Here is a 19824-nt window from a genome sequence, read left to right as displayed (position 1 = left end):
AATTCTAACCCTACTTTATGACGTTGAGAAGAGTAGTAGTTACAGGTTTAGGTGCCCTTACGCCTGTCGGAAACACCGCCCAGGATTTCTGGGCTGGTTTGACAAAAGGAGTAAGTGGTGCAGCCCGTATTACGAGATTTGATCCTGAAAAATTTCGCACGCAATTCGCTTGCGAGATAAAAGACTATAATCCTGAAGCTTATTTTGAAAGAAAGGAAGCCAGAAAAATGGACCCTTTCACTCAGTATGCCATGGTGGTGGCTGATGAAGCCATCAAAGATTCTCAGTTAGATCTGGATTCTATCGACTTGAATAGAGCAGGGGTAATTTGGGGTTCTGGTATTGGAGGACTCATGACTTTTCAGGAAGAAGTTAAAAGTTACGCGAACAATGATAACACACCGCGTTTTAACCCTTTCTTCATTCCTAAAATGATTGCAGACATCAGTGCCGGCTACATTTCAATAAAATATGGGTTTCACGGCCCTAATTTTGTTACTGTTTCTGCCTGTGCTTCAGCCACTAATGCTCTAATAGATGCATTAAACTACATTCGTTTAGGACATATGGATGTAGCTATATCTGGTGGTAGCGAAGCGGCGGTAACAGAAGCCGGGATTGGTGGATTTAATGCCATGAAGGCCCTTTCTGAAAGAAATGATTCTCCTGAAACTGCTTCAAGACCTTTTGATAAAGATCGTGAAGGATTTGTACTGGGAGAAGGTGCTGGAGCGCTCATTCTTGAAGAATATGAACATGCAAAAGCAAGAGGTGCAAAAATATACGCTGAGATAATTGGTGGCGGTATGTCCGCTGATGCTCATCACATTACGGCTCCACATCCGGAAGGACTTGGTGCTACTAATGTGATGATCAACGCTTTGGCCGATGCCAAAATCTCACCGGAAGATGTTGACTATATCAATGTGCATGGTACATCCACTCCACTAGGCGATATTAGTGAAACATTAGCCATTAAAAAGGTTTTTGGGGAGCATGCTTATAACTTAAATATTAGTTCTACTAAATCAATGACTGGCCACCTACTAGGTGCTGCCGGAGCCATTGAAGCGGTAGCAAGTATACTTGCCATAAAGAATGGTATTATCCCTCCTACCATCAATCATTTTACTGATGATGATAATTTGGATAATAAACTAAACTTTACCTTTAATAAGGCTCAGGAAAGAGACGTTAATGTTGCTTTGAGTAACACTTTTGGTTTTGGAGGTCACAATACCTCTATAATTTTTAGAAAAATCCAAGAATAGTGCATCGTGGTGTATCTCGCCTTGTAAACATTTTTCGAAAAAGAACTAAAAAAGATAAAAGGCTTATTACCGCAATTAAAACAATTGTGGGTAGTAAGCCTTTTAATTTGCAGCTATACCAGCTAGCCGTAAAACACAGCTCTATGGCCAGGGTAAATAGCCGTGGTCTTAAAGAATCTAACGAAAGATTAGAGTACCTAGGTGATGCGGTACTGGGCGCTATAGTAGCTGATTATCTTTTCAAGACCTTTCCTTTTAAAGAGGAAGGCTTCCTTACAGAAATACGTTCACGTATAGTAAACAGAGAATCGCTTAATACTCTAGGTAGAAAAATTGGTCTTAACCAGCTAGTAGAATACGACCAAAATAAAAAGAATGCCTTATCTCATAAATCTCTTTATGGAGACACTTTGGAGGCGCTTGTTGGTGCCGTATATCTAGACAAAGGCTACCGTTTCTGCACTAAGTTTGTGCTGGAAAAACTCATTATTCCTTATTTTGACATTAATGAGATCATTAGGTCTAACCCTAACTGGAAGAGCAAAATCATAGAATGGTCTCAAAAGGAAAACAAAGACCTTAAATTTGAGATTGTAGGGGTAAAAGCAGAAAAACAGCATCGCGAATTTACCGCACAGGTATACATAGATGATGAGCCCATGGCTACCGGAGTAGGAGCCAGCAAGAAAAAAGCAGAACAAAATGCGGCTCAAAAAACCTGTGAAATATTGAAGTTGGAGTAAAGATTCCGATCTTCGCTCCTATAAAATCATTCTTTGCATGACAAAATTAGCAGGAGCAACACTTAACCAAACAGCCCTAAACTGGGAAGGTAATCATAAACATATAGCTGAAGCCATAAAAACAGCTCAGAAAAATAAGGTGGAAATTCTATGCCTTCCTGAGCTATGTATTACAGGTTACGGCTGTGAAGACCTATTCTTAGGCAACTGGATTTACGACAGAGCGCTACAAGAACTAGAAAAAGTAAGACCTCTTTGCACCGACATAATAGTAGCCATAGGCCTACCCATAAAGTTTGAAGGAAGAAATTATAATACCACTTGTATTATAAAAGATACGGAGATACTAGGCTTCTATGTAAAACAAAATCTGGCTAATGATGGAGTACATTATGAGCCTCGCTGGTTTACACCTGGCATTTCTGAAAAAGTAGATAAAATAACCATTAATGATAAAACCTATGATTTTGGAGACATAGTTCTTGAGTTTGGTGATATCAAAATGGGCTTTGAGATATGTGAAGACGCCTGGCGAGAAGTAAGACCTGCCTGCAAACTGTATGAAAAAGGGGTAAACCTCATTCTTAACCCCAGTGCCAGCCATTTCGCTTTTGATAAAACTATCGCCAGAGAAGAGCTGGTGGTAACAAGTTCTAAGAATTTCCATTGCACTTATTTATATGCTAACCTGCTAGGCAATGAAGCAGGTAGAATGATTTATGATGGTGAAATACTCATAGCCAGACATGGCACCCTCATTCAAAGAAATAACTGGCTCTCCTTTCAGGATGTAGAACTAATCTATGCAGATGTGGATTTCTCCAATGAGAATGAAACCTATCCTGCCCCGTCAGAATATGCCAGAGACAAGAATACTGAATTTTTAAAAGCAGAGACCCTCGCTCTGTATGACTACCTAAGAAAAAGCCGTAGCAAAGGTTTTATACTTTCATTAAGCGGAGGAGCTGATTCTTCTTCTATAGCAGTATTGGTAGCTGAAATGGTAAGAAGAGGGGTTGCAGAGCTAGGCGTAGACCTCTTTCTATCCAAAGCCGGCCTTAGCTCCATTGACTCTAGGGATATAAATGAGATTGTTTCAGCGATTTTTACTTGTGCTTATCAAGGCACTGTAAACAGTTCAGAAGACACCTTTAACTCAGCTAAAGAGTTGGCTTCTCAACTGGGAGCGACTTTCTATCACTGGCTCATTGATGAGGAAGTATCTTCATACACTAAAAAAATAGAAAAAGCCATTGATAGGCCCCTAACCTGGGAGCAAGATGACATTACGCTTCAAAATATTCAGGCTCGGGCCAGGTCTCCCATTATTTGGATGCTGGCTAATATTAATAATGCCCTGCTACTTACCACCTCTAACCGTAGTGAGGGCGATGTAGGCTATGCCACTATGGACGGAGATACCAGTGGCAGTATATCTCCTATTGCCGCTGTGGATAAACATTTTATTATCGGCTGGCTAAAATGGGCAGAGCAAGAACTGGGCTATTCGGCATTATCTCATGTTAACTCACTACAGCCAAGTGCAGAGCTGAGACCATTAGAAAACAAACAGACTGACGAAACGGATCTCATGCCATACCACATCATAGTGGAAATTGAGAAGCTGGCCATTAAGGAACATCAATCGCCTTTGGAGGTGTTCAAAGCCTTATCTCTCTTGAACCTGGAGACTGATGATCTACTCAAGCAGCATATTACTAGATTTTACACATTATGGGCTAGAAATCAGTGGAAAAGGGAACGCATAGCGCCATCTTTCCATGTAGATGATTTTAACGTGGACCCTCGCACTTGGTGTAGATTCCCGATTTTATCAGGAAGCTTTAAAGAAGAATTGGAAGCGCTCAACAACTATTAACAGCTACAGCTTATATGTTTAATTTGAGCTACATTATTTGGGAGCAAAATCCTGTATTTTTTCATTTGCCTGTTAGCGAATACCCCGTAAGGTATTATGGCATTCTTTTCACTGTGGGACTCATTATTAGCCAACAGATTCTTTTCTATATCTTCAAAAAAGAAGGAAAGCCAGAAAGAGATGTAGAAACGCTAACTATTTATTTGCTTATAGCTACGGTAGTTGGTGCACGTCTTGGCCATGTTCTTTTTTATGATTTCTTTAATAACCCCTCTAAAATATGGCAAGATCCGGGGTATATCTTTAGAGTATGGGAAGGAGGGCTAGCAAGCCATGGGGCAGGTATTGGCATACTAGCAGCCTTATGGTTTTATAGTCATTTTCAGTTTAAAATAAACCCTTTTAAAGCTAAAAAGCTGATTTTAAAAAAAAAAAAAAAGGCCTAATCAGTCCTTTTTGCAGGTAGTAGATAGAATAGCCATAGTAGTAGCCATATGCGGCTGTTTTATAAGAATAGGCAATTTTATTAATTCAGAAATTATAGGCAAGCCTACTCACTCGGGCTTCGGTGTGGTATTCGCGAACAACTTAAATCAGTTTATTAAAGAAGATAGTAGCCCTATAGAAAGCATTTCTTATACACAAAACCATTTGGCCCCACCTATAGAACCGGGCTATATGCCTATAGACCTTACCTTAACCTTTAAACCACACCCAGACGTTCAGACTAAAGAAGGTATTGAAGGTTTTCTAAACGGCCATTTTTTAACTCAGTTAAGAAGCAAGAATTTTCTCCATCAACACTTTTTTTATCCCCCTTCTGCTAAATTTTCCCCTCTAATTAGCTACAACAACTCTGGAAATTATGAAGCCTCTATAATAGTATATGGAATAGCAAGACACCCAGCTCAACTGTATGAAGCATGTAGCTGCCTGATATTATTCTTCATACTTTTTGGAATATGGAATAAAGAAAAGCTAAACACGCCACCAGGCTTACTCTTTGGCATACTCCTTACTGTCATTTTCAGCATGCGCTTTCTTTATGAATTCATCAAAGAAAATCAGCTTCCTTTTGAAGAGAATTTGATGCTAAATATGGGACAATTGCTAAGTATCCCTTTGATTATAAGTGGCATTATCATACTAATTTATGCGCGTAAAAAGAATTATCAGAATAATTAATAAAAATACAGAGCGCTAAACGTTTAGTTTATACGATACTATTTCATATTTTTAATACTTAACTAAATATTTTCGACCTGGCCTGGTAACAGAAATGCTTGTATTTCTACTGTCTTTTTTCATGACTTATTCTCCCTCATCGGTATTGAAAGCAGAAACCTTTCCTACCTATGACAGTATACCTTCTCAGCAGGTTAAAACTGATTCTACCGAGAACAAATATGTTTATATTGACAACATTTTTGTGATTGGCAATAAAAAAACAAAGAAGTCTATTATACTGAGGGAGATGAGCATCCACACTGGAGAATACTTCTATGAGCCTGATTTAGAAGATATTATTCAACAAGACAGAAATAAAATTTTCAATACCCGCCTCTTTAACACTGTTGAAGTTTCATTACTGGAACTTCAAGATGATAAGGTAGACGTAATAGTCAAAGTCAGCGAGCGGTGGTATACCTTTCCTGTTCCTATTTTTGATTTGGTAGACAGGAATTTCAATGACTGGTGGCAAAATCAGAACCATGACCTTAGCCGGGTCAATTATGGGTTAAAATTATTCCAAAATAATGTAAGAGGAAGAAATGAGCGTTTGAAGCTCGTGGCTCAGTTTGGATATACCAAGCAATTTGAAGTGGCGTATTATGTGCCCTATTTAGATAAATCTCAGAGACATGGCATTTCTTTCTTATACTCTTATGCCGAAAATAAAAACATACCCTATAGAACTGTAGACCATAAAAGAGAATTTTTAGACTCTGAAGATGTATTGAGAGTTCAAAAACAATATGGTTTGGGCTACCAGTTTAGAAACTCATTTTATTCTACCCACCGAGTGAACTTATATTTCTTTGATAATTGGGTAAATGACACCGTAACCTTAGAGAATCCCAATTATTATTTAGATAATGACCGAAAGCAGCAATACTTCGGCATTACCTATAACTTTGAGTATGATAAACGTAATAATGTTACATATCCGTTGAAAGGATTAAAAATTGCAGCTTTTGCCCGAAAGTATGGCCTAGGTCTTTATAATGATATTAATCAACTAGAGCTTGGTGGGCAGTACTCTAAGTATATGGATTTAGGAAAAGACTACTTTTTGTCCAATTACAGCTCAGCCTATGTTAGTTTTCCAGAAAACCAACCCTATTCCAATCTAAAGGGTTTAGGTTATTATAATGACTTTATTAGAGGATATGAGCTATATGTAGTAGAATCAAAATCATTTTTACTCAATAGGTCTACACTTAAAAAACGGCTATTGAGCTTTAGCACAGACCTTAATTTTATTCCTATTGATCAATTTAAAACAGTGCCTATTGACATCTATTTCAAATTATATCTTGACATGGGTTACTCTGAAAACCTAACCAACTATAATCAAAACACTATGTTAACCGACCGTTATTTATTTGGCTACGGAGCTGGTTTTGACATTGTCTCTTATTATGACACTGTAATTAGGCTGGAATATTCCATGAATAGAGAAATGGAGCACGGGCTATTTGTTCACTTTCGAAAAGAATTCTAATACTTCACCTCTTTCTTCTTTCCTTTTGGAGAAATTTGATACCATGTACCTACCCTTTCACCTTTTTCATAATTGCCAATAAACTCTAGTCTTCCTTTGTCATCATAAAACTTCCATTCTCCTGTTTCCTTTCCTTCCTCATAAGCTCCCTGCTGAATCAAAACCCCAGTTTCATTATAAACCTTCCAGTCTCCTTCCGGCCAGCCATTTACATACGAAACCGCTCTTTTTAATTGCCCATTAGGATAATAAAACTTCCAGACCCCGGCGTACTGCCCCTTCTCATACTTCCCCTTCTTCTCTACCTGCCCATTGTTATGGTAATAGAAAGCCGAATCTATCAATAGGTCAGCGTTCCAAAGTTCCTCCCCTATTCTTTTCCCTTCTGTATTATAGTAAATCACCTCCCCATCTAACTGCCCTTTTTCATTATAATTTTCAATGGCATTTTTCTCTCCATTAGGGTAATACAAAACCCAATGACCTTGTTTTTTGCCTTTATCTAAAGCGCCTACTCCCTTCAATTTTCCATCATTATATCTCAATGAATCCTGAGCGAATAAACTAAAAGGAAAAAACAATAAAACTATGATTTTCAGCAACTTCATTACATCTACTTCACTTAAAAAGTGATTTTTATTAATTTATTATAGTAACTCTAAGTTAAATAATTTGGAAAAGCTTGTCTTCATATTGCTCTTTCTCCTGCTATTAATTTCGTGCGTAAGCGCTCAAAACACTCATCAATTTGGGGCCAGAGCTAAAGGTATGGGTTTCACTTCCTCTACCATGAAAGATGGGTGGTCACTATTCAACAACCCCGCCGGATTGAGCGAATTGACAGACTTAGCGGCTATAGGAGGATTTGAAAATAAATATGGAATAGAAGGATTAAATACCATTGCCGCAGGTATTTATTCTCCTGCACCTACCGGAGTGGTAGGCCTATCATTCTTGAAATTTGGAGACGACCTTTACCATGAACAAGAACTATCCTTAAACTATGCTAATCATTTTGGCTTAGCAGGCTTAGGCATACGCCTTAACTACAGCCAGTATCACATGGAAGGCTATGGCAATAAAAGCTTTGTAACAATAGACTTTGGGGGTATCGCAAGTTTATCAGATCAACTTCTAGTGGGTGCATACATTAACAACGTTAACCAACCACAAATTTCAGAATTTGAAAATGAGCGTGTGCCTATCTCCTTGCAAGCCGGGGTTTCCTATCAACCCACCGCTGCAGTTACCCTTAACGCCGAAGTAGAGAAAGATATTGACTATGATACTACTTTAAAACTAGGCCTTGAATATGTATTCCTTAAATATATAGCGCTAAGAACTGGGGCTCAAACCTCACCTTTTATTCAGTACTTTGGGCTTGGTTTCTTCACTTCGCGTTTAAAAGTAGATTATGCATTAAGCAATAACAACAAACTTGGATTTACCCATCAGGTTGGCATTTCTCATATCATAAAATCACATCAATGAGATGGCTTTTTATTTTTCTCTGCATTTACATATCTTCTTGTGCATTTCCTCAAAAGAAGCAGCAAGACTTTGATTTACAACTATTTATTGAAAACATCTTCTCTGTTCAAGACGGTGATTTGAACTATGAAGAACTCTATGAGTCTCTCCTTCTTTACTACACGCATCCGCTTAATATAAATAAGGCAGACAAGGATGATTTGCGTGCTTTGTATATTTTGAATGATCAGCAGATTAACAACATTATAAGCTATCGCGAAAAATATGGAGACTTACTTTCTATCTATGAATTGCAGGCCATTCCTGGTCTCACTATGGGTGATATTCGAAAGATGATACCCTTCATAACCGTAAAAGACTATGGACTAAATAAAGATCAAACCTCATTAATAAAACGAATATTAAACGAACCTAACAATTATTTCTTGGTACGGTATGAAAGAACCTTAGAAACGAAAAAGGGATATACTCCTCCTACAGAAACGAGCACCAGCAGGTATAAAGGGGCTCCTTATAAGTTATACAATAGGTTTAGAGTAAGTCATACTAAAGACTTTAGTTTAGGGTATACCTTAGAAAAAGATGCCGGAGAACCACTTGCATTTAATAGCAAAACCAATGGATTTGACTTTTACAGTTTTCACTTTCAACTTCAGAATCAAGGTAAACTTCGGAACCTTATCATTGGTGATTATCAATTGCAATTTGGACAAGGCCTACTACTTTCTTCCGGATTCAATATAGGAAAAGGAGGGGAAACCATAACTACTGTACGAAGGAGTAATCTGGGAGCCAGACCTTATACTTCCGTGGTAGAAACCGGATTCTTCAGAGGTGCCACAGCTACTTATGCTTTTACTCCCCAATGGCAACTTACCACCTTCTACTCACGCCTACATCAGGATGCTGTAATAAGGTCAGATTCAGCTGATAGTTATTATGAGTTTATCTCTTCAGTGCAAAGCAGTGGATTTCATAGAACTGAATCTGAAATAGCCGCAAAAAATCAAATTACAGAACAGACCCTTGGCGCTCATCTGCTATACAAAGATGCGAATGACAACCTACAGGTAGGCATTACTTATTTAAACAACCATTACAGCACCGCGCTAATAAAATCTCCTTATCTGTATAATCAATTTGAATTTACGGGTATCCAAAATCATAACCTTGGGGTCTCCGTTCAATACAACTGGAATAATTTAGCCTTTTTCAGTGAAGCAGCTCGCTCCAAAAGTGGCGGAATAGGAGCTATAGGAGGCATGATTCTCAACCTAAGTCGCACATTAGAATGCTCTGTGGTATTACGAAATTACCAGAGAAATTTTCATAGCTTTTATGGTAGTGCTTTTGCGGAAGCAGCAGGCAAAAACATTAATGAAAAGGGGTGGTATTGGGGCTTAAAATATTCTCCCTTTAGAAAATTTCAGTTATCTGCTTACTTTGACAAGTTCAACTTCCCTTGGCTAAAGTTTGGCATTAGCAGTCCTTCAGGGGGCTATGAATACCTGGCTAGGGCCAATTATAAACCCAACCGAAAATCAATACTATATTTTCAGTATAGAAGAGAATCAAAAGCCAACAACTATTCTTTGCCCGAACAGCCTATGACTATTACCACCAATGGCATTAAAGACAATTACATTTTCAATATTGACATAGAGGCCAATGATATCATTTCTTTAAAAACAAGGCTTCAGCTCAGCAATTATAATTTTGCAGAACAAAGAACACACGGCATGGCCCTTATTCAAGACTTAAACATTGACCTTAAAAAATTACGCATTAGCACCAGGCTGGCATTATTTGATACCGACGATTATCAAAACAGGCAATATGCCTACGAAAGGGACGTGCTTTACTCCTTTTCTATACCTGCTTATTATGGCAAGGGTACCCGTCAATATATAGTGGTTCGATACAAAATTAATCAGCACTTAGACTTCTGGATAAAATACGCACAAACCCTTTATAGAAACCAAGAGCGCATAAGCTCAGGACTAGAAGAAATAACAGGTGATACTAAGACCGATTTAAAAGTACAAATGAGACTCAGATTTTAGATAACATGAGAAATTAGTGTTTGCAGCTTCTCATATAAAAACGCTTTTGGCAGGTTCATTACTAAAGAAAGAAGCATAAAAGCTGTAATCCATTTATAGGTTTTTTGAAAAAATGCTTCCTGTCTGAGAATAGCTATAAACACCGCTAAAAAGAAAGTAAGCATAAATGGACTTAATATTCTATAGTCAAAGGGATCAAAAGGAGATAACCTTCTAAGAATGATAATAAGTAATAAATAAAATATTGCACTTCCCCATAGAACACAAACATCATCATTATTCTTAATAAAAGGCCTTTGCAATATTCGCCGTTCTACTACAAGAAACGCTACTAAAATTAATTGCAAAGCCAGTAGAGAGAAGTAAAATATTTCGAACTCAAAATAAAAATTACGAGCGATCGAAAAAGCATTGAAAAGACCATAGCCCAAATCTCCAATAAACCCAAGATCACTCACTTGCTCCGGAAACACCCTTTCTCCACCTGTATAAGCCCCCATTTGCAAATAATTATTATAAAAATAGGCTAATGCTACTATGCTGCTAATAGATAATGCTGTTAAATAATGTAAAGCTAGCTTTTTCCTATTTCTAAAAAATGCAAAAAACATGAGTAAGCTTAATCCAATGTAATAAACAAGTCCGGCATACCTTATCAAAAACAGTATAATGAGGATGCCCGTAACTTTTATAAAAAGCCACTTATCTTGATTATACCTGCTTCTTTTAATCTGATAGGCTAATAAAACCACAAAAAACAAAAACACTGGCTCAGACCATGAGTAAGAATACACTTCTAGCATTCCAAAAGAGCAGAAATACAAAAAGGGAAACCATGCTCTATGACCTACCCATTTATATAATAACCAATATATGCCTGCCAGCGCCATCAAATTAATAAGCTTAGAGGCTACAATTACAGACACACTCCCAACACTGAGCCAACACAAAAAAGCTATAAACACAGGATAACCAGGAGCCCATGCAGCAAAATATATTTCTTTTGTGGCATCACTAAAAGGATAAGTGTATGGAGCCACCAGCCCTTTACCTGCTAATAAATTTTCCGCTACTCGGAGATAAAATTCTGAATCAGGTGAGATATAATGGGTAGCCTCCACTGCTATCCTCAACCAGAGTACCATAGCAATGATTACGAAAATCACTGCTCCGAAAAGATGATTTTTATGGCTTATTTTCACTCTGTTCTATTCATGATGGAAAGCATACAAGTTTACCAAAACCAGCAATATATAAAAATATAATTAGGAATGATCTGCATGCCTTATCTTTACAAAAAGGAATAAAATTATGAACGGAGTAGAATTAATAGACGCATCAACGCTATTAACCATGGCCATTGGAGGAATATTGTTTATCATAATTTTCTGGGCTATATTCAGAAAAAAAAGATAACATCGGGTCATTATTATATTACCTTTGTTGTATCAACAAGTATTAAATAATAAAATTAGTTTTTCATGAATGTTAAGGGAAAAATTCTCGAGATTTCTAGTACTCAGCAAGTTACAAGTTCATTTCAAAAAAGAGAGTTTGTACTAGAGTATGCTGAAAACCCTCAGTATCCAGAGTTTTTGAAGTTTGAAATGATCCAAGACAAGTGTGCTTTATTGGATATTTATAAAGTAGGTGATGACATTGATGTATATTTTAACTTAAAAGGCAGAAAATGGACTGACCCTAAGGGTGAAGTGAAATATTTCAACTCACTACAAGCCTGGAAGCTGGAAGGCGTAAGCGCCAATGCTCCTGGTGGTGATATGCCTCCACCACCACAGCAAGATCCAGGACCGATGGAAGAGCCAGGATGGGTTACTAACGGAGATGAAGATGATTTGCCTTTTTAAGAAATGAAAACACTTATATTTCTATTTATCAGCCTTACCGCCATTTTCTCTAATTCTAATGAAAAAATCAGAGAGATAGAGTACAATGGCACTGCTGTAAAAACCACCTTTGAAGTACCGCAGGAATTTTATGGCAAGTATGCCGGTAGAAAAAGTGGCTATTTACAGATTAATGAAGATGGCTCCGGAGTGTACAACTATGACATTTTCGGCTTTGCTCCTACTTCTTGTAAAAAAGGCGCCATTGATATGGAATGGGGGTTTCTACTCAATGAAAATAACGAAATAGTAAAATTTGAAAGAGAATACGGGCTTTCATACCCTGTGCTGATGAAAAGTACAGGAGCCACCCAGTTTCAAGGATGCAGAACTCCTGTAATGCTTGATTTTATATTGGTTAAAAAGAATGGATCTATTACTATTTCCTCTTCTGATGATTGGGAAAAAGTAATGGAATGATTAAGCTTTTCTCTTTAAAGTAATAATGGTTAACTCGGGAGGCATTCCAACCCTCCCGGGATAGCCAATATAGCCGAAGCCTCGGTTTACATATAAATACTGCTCTCCCTGCTGATATAATCCTGCCCACTGCTTATAAGCATACTGTGCGGGGCTCCATTGAAAATCTCCCAGCTCTACGCCAAACTGAAAACCATGGGTATGCCCTGCAAACATCAGATCAATATCTGGGTGCTGTGGCCTTACTTGCGCATCCCAATGGCTAGGATCATGAGATAACAACAGTTTTACAGGAGCCTCTTCACTACCTGCGTATGCCTTATCCAAATCTCCATATTTAGAAAAACGACCAGCTCCCCAGTTTTCATTACCCAAAATGGCTATTTGTTCATTATCTACTTTTATAAAGCGGTTCTCATTCATGAGTAGATCATAGCCCATTTGCTTATGAGCTGCTATCAAATCCTGAAAATTCTTTTTCTTAGCCTCTGCTGATGACCATGTAGCATAGTCTCCATAATCATGGTTACCCGTAGTAGAATAAACCCCTAATGGAGCATGTAGCTTATCAAAAATATTGATATAATCCCTTACTTCCTTGGTCTCATTATTCACCAGATCACCTGTGAAAAATATAATATCCGGTTTTTCTCTGAGTAGCATTTCTACTCCGCCTTTTACAGCTGTTTTATTGAAAAAACTACCTGAATGAATATCAGAAACCTGACCTATAGTGATGCCATCAAAAGCCTTGGGTAAGTTAGGCAGATAAATAGTCTTTCTTCTGAAACGATAATCATGCGCTCCTGAAATTATACCATAACTCATGGCTACCAAGGGCACTGTACCGGCCAGCAAGGCTGTTTTAGTTAAAAACTCCGTTCTTGTAATAGGCTCACCTTTACCTGACGGTTCGGGAGATTTAAAATAATCAACCAGCCACTTTACACCTCTGATAAGATCATCAGTAAATAGAAAAAGTATAGCAAAGAACTTTGAAAAATAATTAATAAAAAGACCTGTAAAAATCAAGCTTCTGGAAGAACCTTTAAACCATTCAGGGTCTCCTAAATTATAAATCAATATCACCAAAAAGGAAACCACTGTAAGCCCCCAATATAAATAACGAACTATTTTTTTTGCCTGATCTGAGCTATTCTGCATCACAAACAAAATACCTTGATAGACATAATAATCCATGAGCAGCAACACTGCCATCACCATCGCTATAACCATTAGCTTCTGCATTATTAATTTAAATATGGCTTAAAGTTAGGCCTTCAAAAACTGTAAAAGAAAAGGCCGCTAATGAAAAGTTATCATTAGCGGCCCTTACTGAGGTTTTTAACTTACCCCGAACTTCCTATTTATCTTAGCAAAGAACTGATACATAATAGGCACAATAACCAAGGTGAGGAAGGTGGCAAAAGTAAGTCCAAAGATGATGGTCCATGACATTGGCCCCCAGAAGATCACATTATCCCCTCCCATATAGAAATCAGGGTTATAATCATTGAAGAATCTGACAAAGTCAAAATTGATACCTAACGCAAGAGGTATAAGCCCCAGAATAGTAGTGATAGCGGTTAGAAGTACGGGACGAAGCCTAGTTCTACCTGCTTCAGCTATAGCTGCATTAATATCTTCAAAAGATAGCTTATCTACTCCAAGCACGGCTTGCTTTCTTGCTCTAATAAGTTCAATAAAGTCTATGAGCACAATGGCATTATTTACTACCACACCAGCAAGTGATATAATTCCGATCATGGTCATTATCACTACAAAGTCCATCCTAAATACAAACAGCCCTAAAAACACCCCTACTGTACTTAGCACTACAGAAGACATGATAATAACCGGAGTAGTAATTTTATTAAACTGGGCTACTATAATTAAGAATATTATGAACACCGCCAGCCATAATGCCTGAGTTAGGAACTCCATTTCTTCTGCCTGCTTTTCCTGCTCCCCTCCAAATTTAAAATCATAGCCCATTGGCATTTCAAAGTCTTGTAACAAGTCTTTAATTTCAGCATTTATAGCGGTAGCATTATAGCCTTGCAATACATTAGAATAAAGGGTAACTACTCTTTCGAGATCTTTCCTTTTTACTGAACCATAAGTAGAACTTAACTTCATTTCGGCCACGGAACTAATAGGAATTTGTACTAGCTGACCTTTCTCATTTCTGAAAGTAACTTCCCTGTTCTTTATGGCCTCCAAATCATACCTATACTCATCTTGCAGCCTCAACTGTATCTCATAATCATCTTCCCCTTGCTTAAACTTACTGATCTCCATACCAAAAAGGGCTGTTCTTATTTCATTAGCAATGGTTCTGGTAGATAAACCGAAACGGCGAGCATTGTCTCGATCAATATTCACCAATAGCTCAGGCTTACCTGTTTCAAGGTCCGTTTGCAGGTTTTCGATACCTTTAATTCCTGATTCATTAATGAAATTTTTCATTCTATCTGTAATAGCAATCAGAGTACCTATATCATCTCCTGATACTTCTATATTAATAGGCTTACCTACCGGAGGGCCCGCTGCATCTTTATCTACTGAAATAGAAACCCCAGCATACCCCTCTACTGCTTGCCTGATACTATCCATAATCACCCTTGTATCTACTCCGTCCCTATCTTTAAACTCCACAAAGTTCACTGTAATACGAGACTTATTAGGTGTATCAGTAGATCCAAAAGATGAAGGATCGTTAGGATCTCCTGTGTCTTGCCCCACTTTGGCAATTACTGATTCTACCACATCTCCGTAAGGCTCTACCACGTTTATAACTTTCTCTTCTATATGCTTAGAAAAGTTGTTAGTCTTCTCAATATCAGTACCTATAGGGAACTCTATGAATACATTTACATACTTAGGTAAATTTTCAGGGAAGAAAAGCACCTTGGGAGGGCTTACCACATTGAGCGCTACAGATAAAAACAGCAAGAAAATAGTACCCCAGAAAAATAACCAGGGCCTGTACCCTTTAAGAGCAAAAGCCAATACGTCTGAGTAAACATTTTCTAACCAAGGCAAAAAACCTGATTGAAACCTACGACTCGCAGGCATAAGCACATATACATTAAGTAAAATAAGCAAGCCCATGAATACCAGTAAATTTCCTAACCAAGCCACGCCAAATATTAAAAACAAGGTTCCGAGCAGCACAAATATGCCTGTGTTTCTAAGTACTTTGGTGTGATCCTGCTTTTTACCATCTTCTATCTTCATAAACACAGATATTAATACAGGATTAATAACCAATGCCACAAAAAGCGAAGAAGTAAGCGTGATCATAACCCCTATTGGAAGGTACTTCATAAACTGCCCCATAAGTCCTGGCCACATTGCCAAAGGCAAAAAGGCCGCCAAGGTAGTAGCTGTAGATGTAATAATAGGCCAAGCAACCTCACTTACTCCGAGTTTAGTAGCTTCCCATGGAGAAAGGCCTTCTTCCATTAGCCTGTACACATTTTCCACGATAACTATACCATTATCTACCAGCATACCCAGTGCCAATATGAGCGAAAAAAGCACCATCATATTAATGGTAATGCCCAGCGCACTCATAATAAGAAAAGTGATAAACATAGACACCGGAATAGCCACCCCTACAAAAAGGGCATTTCTGGTACCTAAAAAGAATAACAACACCAGCACTACCAGTATAACCCCTGAAATAATGTTATTTTCAAGGCTATTTACCAAGTCTCTGGTCATCTGACTTTGATCATTCGTAATCGTCACCTCTAAGCCTTCCGGAAACTGAGGCCTCATGTCATCCAACACCTTATTGATCTTGTCTGTGGCTATTAACAGGTTTTCACCACTTCCTTTGATCACATCTACTGACACCACTGGTTTCAGGGCCAGCCTGGCATAACTTTGCGGGTCTACATAATCAAACTCAATCTTGGCTACATCTCCTAGGTATACGATATTACCATTTTCATGCTTCACCACAATATCCAGCATGTCTTTAGGGTCTTTATATTCTCCAACTACCCTAATCGTCCTTCTTATATCTCCTTCTTTTATGTTACCTGCAGAAAAAGTAACGTTCTCTGCTTGCACTGCTTGGGTAATATCTGAAAAACTCACCTTACGTGCATCCATAAGGTAAGGATTAGCCATTATTTTGACCTCTTTATCGTCTACTCCTCTCACTTCTACTGATGATACCTCACTGATTTTTTCCAGCTCGTCCTCAAGATCCTCAGCAATATCCTCTAACTTCTCTACACGGAAATTTCCTGAAAGGTTAATGTTCATGATGGGCATTTCAGAAAAATCCATTTCAAATACGTTAGGATCTTTATCCAAGTCATTAGGAAGTTCCTGTTTAGCCTTATCTACAGCATCTTTTACTTTTTGAAGAGCATCTGCTATATCCATATCTGACTGAAACTCTACTATAATAGTAGAATAGTCCTGAACAGACGTAGATTTTATATTATCGACCTCCGAAATATCATTAATTTCTTTCTCCAGAGGCCTGGTAATAAGATTTTCTATATCTACCGGCGAGTTACCCAGGTAAGTAGTACCCACATAAACCATTGGCTGCTCCACCTCCGGATAACTATCTTTAGGCAGATTTATATAAGCAGAAATACCCATAATCACTACCAGAAAAAGTAGGAAGAAAACGGTATTTCTATTATTAAGAGAAAGCTTGGTAAGGCCAAACTCCTTTTCTGAGTTTGACTCGCCGCTTAATGGTTGGTTATTTTTATTTGTATTGATGTCTGACATACCAGCAAGCTTTAATTTAATTGAGCTGTTTTAGTTGATTTATCGGCAGATTTCACGGCCACACCATCGCTTAAGCTTCGGTAACCTTCTATAACTATAATATCATTTTGCCTTAGACCTTCTTTTACTTCAGTTACACCATCATAACTCTCTCCCACCTTCACTTCAGTCTTTTTTGCTACTGTTTTATCACCCTTATTCTCAGCTATATAAAGAAAGTTATTATCACCATCCGACAAGATAATTTCTGTAGGCACTACTAAGGCAGAGTCTACCTCATAGTCTGTTAACTGAAGAATAACTACCTGATTGGGCTTTACTGAAAAATCTAGTTTAGGAAGTTTCACTTCAATAGAGAATGTTCTATTATCACTCTTAATCACCTCACTTACAGCAGATATTTTTGAGCTAACCTTTTTCTCCTGAACCGGAAAATAAAGTTCTACTTCATCCCCTACCTTAAAATCAGAAATATACCTTTCAGAAACATCAGCATCTATGTACATCATTTCAGGGCTCACTACCCTCACCAAATTCACACCGGGCTGAGCCATTTCACCTTCTCTGGCTGGCAGCTCATCAATAACACCGGCGAAGGGTGCTTTAACCACCGCCTGATCTAGCTGAGAATACGCAGTGGCTAATCTTCTCTCCACGGCTTCTTTATTATTTTTAGCTTCCAAATATTGAATTTCAGTGCCTATTTTTTTATCCCAAAGGTTGGATTGTCTTTCATAAACTACTTTTGCCAGCTCCAGAGAAGTTTTAAGCTCAGCTATGTTATTTCTCAAAATATCTGCATCAAGTACAATCAATGTTTGACCAGCACGTACCTGTTGCCCTTCTCTTACTTTTACACTTTCTATGGTTCCGGCTGTTTCTGAGGTAAGCATCACATTTCTACGAGACTCCACAGAGCCTCTTGCTTCTATTTTATGCTTAAAGTCTGTAGTTTTTACTACTCTGGTATTTACTAATACTGCTTTTCCTTCATCATTAACAGAAGTTGAATCTAGAGCGGCTATTTCGGTCTCCAGTTCTTTGATCTTTGAATTAAGCTCACGCACCTCATCCTTGTAAGACTGAAGTTCTTCTTTCTTTGCCTCAAGCCCTTCTTTACTACAGGCTGTAAAAAACAAAGTAATCATGGCTAGGTAATAAAATGCTGTATTTCTCATGTCTGGTTTGTTTTCAAAAAATAGTTTGACTCTCTTATTTGTGTAGTTGGCCATAAGCTTTTTCCAGCTCTACTTTGGCTACCAAGGCATTAAATAATGCATTGTAATAATTGGTTTGGGCTTCTTTATAATCTGCTTCGGCTTCCACCACTTCCAGGTTAGATCCCACACCTTCCTTATATTTGATGCTGGTTACATCATAAATCTCTTCGGCTAGCTCCATATTCTCTTTCTGAGCCTGCATCTGCTTAAGAGAGGTTTGCATATTAATACTGGCCTCTTTTATCTCTAAGTCGATAGAATTTTCAAGTTGTTCGAATGAATTGTTTAGCTGTTTTATTTCCAGCTTATTTTTTTGAATTTTATTACTCTTCAGGAATCCATCAAATACCGGAATGCTTAAAGACACCCCTACCAAGCCGTAGTTCAACCAACGTTCCCTTTTAAATAACAAATCTTGATCACTTGTTTGAGTATTATACCCATAGCTTAAGTTAGCGTAGAGGGTAGGTAAATATTTAATCTTATTATTTTTTAGGTCTAAATTGGCTAAAGCTACATTTGTTTGTAGCTGAGAATACTCAATTCTACTGGCATAATTAAAATCTCCATCTGTAGAAGGATCTTCAAACACTACCTCCTCAAGTTCATCAGTAAGCTCTATTGGATGAGCAAGAGGCATGCCCATTTGAAATTTCAGCATATCACGGCTAAGATCCAAAAGCTTCTCTGTGTTTTCGAGCTCTACTTTTAAATTATTATGCTGCACCTTAAGCCTGCTCACGTCTATTCTTTCGGCAAAACCATTGTCTAGCATCACGCTGGTTTCGTATAGCATAGTATCTACTCTGCTGTAGTTGGTTCTTATAAGTATCAGTCTTTCTTCGCTAACTAGTACATTATAATATGCCTTCGAGATAGCCTCTACCACGTCTATTTCTGTTTTGATATACTCTTTAGTAGAAAGTTCTTTATATGTTTTAGATGCTTGCAACCCTACAAAGAAGGATCCATCAAAAATGAGTTGACTTAAGCTTACAGCTGCATTTCCATCATACTTCTGCTGAAAAGATACCGCCTGCTCATTTCCTGCAGGTATGGTGGGGTCAAAAGTACTAACATCAAGTAAAGATTTTTGTGGTTCGAAATTGTAATTAACACCAGCATTTATATTTACCTGTGGCAGCCCCTGACTCAAGGTTTCGCCTACCTGGGTCTCAGCTATTTCCTTTTCTATAGCACTATTGAGAATATCCTGATTATGCAGCATAGCATAATCAATACATTCCTTTAACGAAAAAGCCACCCGGGTATCTTCCTGAGCCCTGGCCAGCACCGTTAAAAGCATAAACCCAAGAACAAAACTTAATTTAAATCTCATTA

Annotated in this window: 16 protein-coding genes; 10 read left to right on the top strand and 6 right to left on the bottom strand. The window is 37.9% G+C overall.

The window, feature by feature from the left end:
• Positions 1-17: 17 nt before the first annotated feature.
• The 6 genes from fabF to JL102_RS17545 all read left to right on the top strand — a co-directional run bounded on the left by fabF (position 18) and on the right by JL102_RS17545 (position 6618).
• Positions 18-1271, top strand: coding sequence for a beta-ketoacyl-ACP synthase II (gene fabF / locus JL102_RS17570; RefSeq protein WP_202245759.1), 1254 nt, complete (start codon positions 18-20; stop codon positions 1269-1271).
• Positions 1268-2014 (top strand): ribonuclease III, encoded by a 747-nt coding sequence (rnc, locus tag JL102_RS17565; RefSeq protein ID WP_394369246.1) that lies wholly within the window; start codon positions 1268-1270, stop codon positions 2012-2014. The genes fabF and rnc overlap by 4 nt, the downstream gene beginning before the upstream one ends.
• 37 nt (positions 2015-2051) lie before the next feature.
• On the top strand, positions 2052-3893 hold the full coding sequence (gene nadE, locus JL102_RS17560) for an NAD(+) synthase (RefSeq protein ID WP_202245757.1): 1842 nt from the start codon (positions 2052-2054) through the stop codon (positions 3891-3893).
• A 14-nt stretch (positions 3894-3907) separates the two neighbouring features.
• Positions 3908-4339, top strand: coding sequence for a prolipoprotein diacylglyceryl transferase family protein (locus JL102_RS17555; protein ID WP_202245756.1), 432 nt, complete (start codon positions 3908-3910; stop codon positions 4337-4339).
• Between the two features lie 10 nt (positions 4340-4349).
• Positions 4350-5078, top strand: a complete 729-nt coding sequence (locus JL102_RS17550) for a prolipoprotein diacylglyceryl transferase family protein (protein ID WP_202245755.1) — start codon at positions 4350-4352, stop codon at positions 5076-5078.
• A 121-nt stretch (positions 5079-5199) separates the two neighbouring features.
• Positions 5200-6618: a POTRA domain-containing protein gene (locus JL102_RS17545; RefSeq protein WP_202245754.1), complete on the top strand. Its 1419-nt coding sequence runs from the start codon at positions 5200-5202 to the stop codon at positions 6616-6618.
• Here JL102_RS17545 and JL102_RS17540 read toward each other — a convergent pair.
• Complete coding sequence (locus JL102_RS17540) at positions 6615-7226, bottom strand: toxin-antitoxin system YwqK family antitoxin (protein WP_202245753.1); 612 nt, start codon at positions 7224-7226, stop codon at positions 6615-6617. The two genes, JL102_RS17545 and JL102_RS17540, sit on opposite strands and share 4 nt — an antisense overlap.
• Positions 7227-7290: 64 nt before the next feature.
• Here JL102_RS17540 and JL102_RS17535 point away from each other — a divergent pair, with 64 nt between their 5' ends.
• Positions 7291-8109 (top strand): PorV/PorQ family protein, encoded by an 819-nt coding sequence (locus JL102_RS17535; RefSeq protein WP_202245752.1) that lies wholly within the window; start codon positions 7291-7293, stop codon positions 8107-8109.
• A complete protein-coding gene (locus JL102_RS17530) occupies positions 8106-10172 on the top strand; it encodes a ComEA family DNA-binding protein (protein WP_202245751.1) in 2067 nt (688 codons plus the stop codon). Before JL102_RS17535 ends, JL102_RS17530 begins: the two co-directional genes overlap by 4 nt.
• On the opposite strand, the gene JL102_RS17525 is transcribed toward JL102_RS17530, so the two are convergent.
• Positions 10169-11374 (bottom strand): hypothetical protein, encoded by a 1206-nt coding sequence (locus tag JL102_RS17525; RefSeq protein WP_202245750.1) that lies wholly within the window; start codon positions 11372-11374, stop codon positions 10169-10171. The two genes, JL102_RS17530 and JL102_RS17525, sit on opposite strands and share 4 nt — an antisense overlap.
• 279 nt (positions 11375-11653) lie before the next feature.
• On the opposite strand from JL102_RS17525, the gene JL102_RS17520 reads away from it, so the two are divergent.
• Positions 11654-12040, top strand: a complete 387-nt coding sequence (locus tag JL102_RS17520) for a DUF3127 domain-containing protein (RefSeq protein WP_202245749.1) — start codon at positions 11654-11656, stop codon at positions 12038-12040.
• Between the two features lie 3 nt (positions 12041-12043).
• Entirely contained in the window at positions 12044-12499 is a 456-nt protein-coding gene (locus JL102_RS17515) for a hypothetical protein (protein ID WP_202245748.1), read from the top strand.
• Here the strand turns inward: JL102_RS17515 and JL102_RS17510 are convergent, their stop codons facing one another.
• From JL102_RS17510 to JL102_RS17495, 4 genes are all read right to left on the bottom strand, one after another.
• The gene (locus JL102_RS17510; protein ID WP_202245747.1) at positions 12500-13747 is read right to left on the bottom strand and encodes a metallophosphoesterase; all 1248 of its coding nucleotides are present in this window, start codon (positions 13745-13747) and stop codon (positions 12500-12502) included.
• A 96-nt stretch (positions 13748-13843) separates the two neighbouring features.
• Positions 13844-17263 (bottom strand): efflux RND transporter permease subunit, encoded by a 3420-nt coding sequence (locus JL102_RS17505; RefSeq protein ID WP_202245746.1) that lies wholly within the window; start codon positions 17261-17263, stop codon positions 13844-13846.
• A gap of 11 nt (positions 17264-17274) precedes the next feature.
• The gene (locus JL102_RS17500; RefSeq protein WP_202245745.1) at positions 17275-18441 is read right to left on the bottom strand and encodes an efflux RND transporter periplasmic adaptor subunit; all 1167 of its coding nucleotides are present in this window, start codon (positions 18439-18441) and stop codon (positions 17275-17277) included.
• A 34-nt stretch (positions 18442-18475) separates the two neighbouring features.
• Positions 18476-19822 carry a TolC family protein gene (locus tag JL102_RS17495; protein ID WP_202245744.1) on the bottom strand — a complete coding sequence of 449 codons (1347 nt, stop codon included), beginning with the start codon at positions 19820-19822 and terminating at the stop codon, positions 18476-18478.
• Positions 19823-19824 lie beyond the last annotated feature (2 nt).

It is taken from the genome of Fulvivirga sediminis (assembly GCF_016757215.1).
Lineage (GTDB): Bacteria > Bacteroidota > Bacteroidia > Cytophagales > Cyclobacteriaceae > Fulvivirga > Fulvivirga sediminis.
This window is presented reverse-complemented; position numbering and strand designations above follow the sequence as displayed.

Coding starts and splice junctions, on each gene's coding strand:
- JL102_RS17555 (WP_202245756.1), top strand. CDS start 3,908: ATGTTTAATTTGAGCTACATTATTTGGGAGCAAAATCCTGTATTTTTT.
- JL102_RS17510 (WP_202245747.1), bottom strand. CDS start 13,747: ATGCAGAAGCTAATGGTTATAGCGATGGTGATGGCAGTGTTGCTGCTC.
- nadE (WP_202245757.1), top strand. CDS start 2,052: ATGACAAAATTAGCAGGAGCAACACTTAACCAAACAGCCCTAAACTGG.
- JL102_RS17520 (WP_202245749.1), top strand. CDS start 11,654: ATGAATGTTAAGGGAAAAATTCTCGAGATTTCTAGTACTCAGCAAGTT.
- JL102_RS17530 (WP_202245751.1), top strand. CDS start 8,106: ATGAGATGGCTTTTTATTTTTCTCTGCATTTACATATCTTCTTGTGCA.
- fabF (WP_202245759.1), top strand. CDS start 18: ATGACGTTGAGAAGAGTAGTAGTTACAGGTTTAGGTGCCCTTACGCCT.
- JL102_RS17540 (WP_202245753.1), bottom strand. CDS start 7,226: ATGAAGTTGCTGAAAATCATAGTTTTATTGTTTTTTCCTTTTAGTTTA.
- JL102_RS17500 (WP_202245745.1), bottom strand. CDS start 18,441: ATGAGAAATACAGCATTTTATTACCTAGCCATGATTACTTTGTTTTTT.
- JL102_RS17515 (WP_202245748.1), top strand. CDS start 12,044: ATGAAAACACTTATATTTCTATTTATCAGCCTTACCGCCATTTTCTCT.
- JL102_RS17545 (WP_202245754.1), top strand. CDS start 5,200: ATGACTTATTCTCCCTCATCGGTATTGAAAGCAGAAACCTTTCCTACC.
- JL102_RS17495 (WP_202245744.1), bottom strand. CDS start 19,822: ATGAGATTTAAATTAAGTTTTGTTCTTGGGTTTATGCTTTTAACGGTG.
- JL102_RS17505 (WP_202245746.1), bottom strand. CDS start 17,263: ATGTCAGACATCAATACAAATAAAAATAACCAACCATTAAGCGGCGAG.